This window comes from Olsenella sp. AGMB03486, from assembly GCF_040884255.1.
GTDB classification, from domain to species: domain Bacteria; phylum Actinomycetota; class Coriobacteriia; order Coriobacteriales; family Atopobiaceae; genus Olsenella_L; species Olsenella_L kribbiana.
This window is the reverse complement of sequence record NZ_JBEVTM010000050.1, coordinates 1-1749: the sequence shown is the minus strand read 5'-3', so window position 1 is coordinate 1749 and position 1749 is coordinate 1. Positions and strand designations below refer to the sequence as shown.

Below are 1749 nucleotides of genomic sequence, written 5' to 3'. Positions count from 1 at the left end.
GAACCTTGAAAACCGGATACTGCGATCGAAGAGATCGGAAGACAGACGTGAGCGATGCTATCGACAAGACAGCATCCGTCGATTCAATTCTTTGAGAGACATGAATCCAGATCGGCGAGAACTGGAAAAGCGGGACGGAGGCTCCATACACTCGATAGGACATGCCTCAGGGCATGGACATATCTGAACGGAGAGTTCGATCCTGGCTCAGGATGAACGCTGGCGGCGCGCCTAACACATGCAAGTCGAACGGTTAAGGCGCCTTCGGGCGCATATAAAGTGGCGAACGGCTGAGTAACACGTGGGCAACCTGCCCCTCGCACCGGGACAGCCTCGGGAAACCGTGGATGATACCGGATACTCCGCCTCCCCCGCATGGGGAGGGCGGGAAAGCCCAGACGGCGAGGGATGGGCCCGCGGCCTGTTAGCTAGTTGGCGGGGCAGCGGCCCACCAAGGCGATGATGGGTAGCCGGGTTGAGAGACCGACCGGCCAGATTGGGACTGAGACACGGCCCAGACTCCTACGGGAGGCAGCAGTGGGGAATCTTGCACAATGGGCGGAAGCCTGATGCAGCGACGCCGCGTGCGGGACGAAGGCCTTCGGGCTGTAAACCGCTTTCAGCAGGGACGAGGCGAAAGTGACGGTACCTGCAGAAGAAGCCCCGGCTAACTACGTGCCAGCAGCCGCGGTAATACGTAGGGGGCAAGCGTTATCCGGATTCATTGGGCGTAAAGCGCGCGTAGGCGGCCAGCCTGGTCGGGAGTCAAATCCGGGGGCTCAACCCCCGTCCGCTCCCGATACCGGCCGGCTTGAGTCTGGCAGGGGAAGGCGGAATTCCCGGTGTAGCGGTGGAATGCGCAGATATCGGGAAGAACACCGGTGGCGAAGGCGGCCTTCTGGGCCACGACTGACGCTGAGGCGCGAAAGCTAGGGGAGCGAACAGGATTAGATACCCTGGTAGTCCTAGCCGTAAACGATGGGCACTAGGTGTGGGGGGATCTGCCCTCCGTGCCGCAGCCAACGCATTAAGTGCCCCGCCTGGGGAGTACGGCCGCAAGGCTAAAACTCAAAGGAATTGACGGGGGCCCGCACAAGCAGCGGAGCATGTGGCTTAATTCGAAGCAACGCGAAGAACCTTACCAGGGCTTGACATCCAGGTGAAGCGGCGGAGACGCCGTGGCCGAGAGGAGCCTGGACAGGTGGTGCATGGCTGTCGTCAGCTCGTGTCGTGAGATGTTGGGTTAAGTCCCGCAACGAGCGCAACCCCCGTCGCATGTTGCCAGCGGTCCGGCCGGGCACCCATGCGAGACCGCCGGCGTCAAGCCGGAGGAAGGCGGGGACGACGTCAAGTCATCATGCCCCTTATGTCCTGGGCTGCACACGTGCTACAATGGCCGGCACAGCGGGCTGCCACTGCGCGAGCAGGAGCGAATCCCCAAAGCCGGCCCCAGTTCGGACTGGAGGCTGCAACCCGCCTCCACGAAGCCGGAGTTGCTAGTAATCGCGGATCAGCACGCCGCGGTGAATGCGTTCCCGGGCCTTGTACACACCGCCCGTCACACCACCCGAGTCGTCTGCACCCGAAGTCGCCGGCCCAACCCGCAAGGGAGGGAGGTGCCGAAGGTGTGGAGGGTAAGGGGGGTGAAGTCGTAACAAGGTATCCGTACGAGAACGTGCGGATGGATCACCTCCTTTCTAGGGAGCATATCGCTATTCCAGAAAGACAATACTTGCAGACGGGCCTTCA

The 1749-nt window shown here is 61.7% G+C and carries 1 rRNA gene; it reads left to right on the top strand.

Features of this window, described 5'->3' with window-relative positions:
• Positions 1 to 184 precede the first annotated feature (184 nt).
• A 16S ribosomal RNA gene (locus ABVS03_RS11495) occupies positions 185 to 1697 on the top strand.
• Positions 1698 to 1749: the final 52 nt, after the last annotated feature.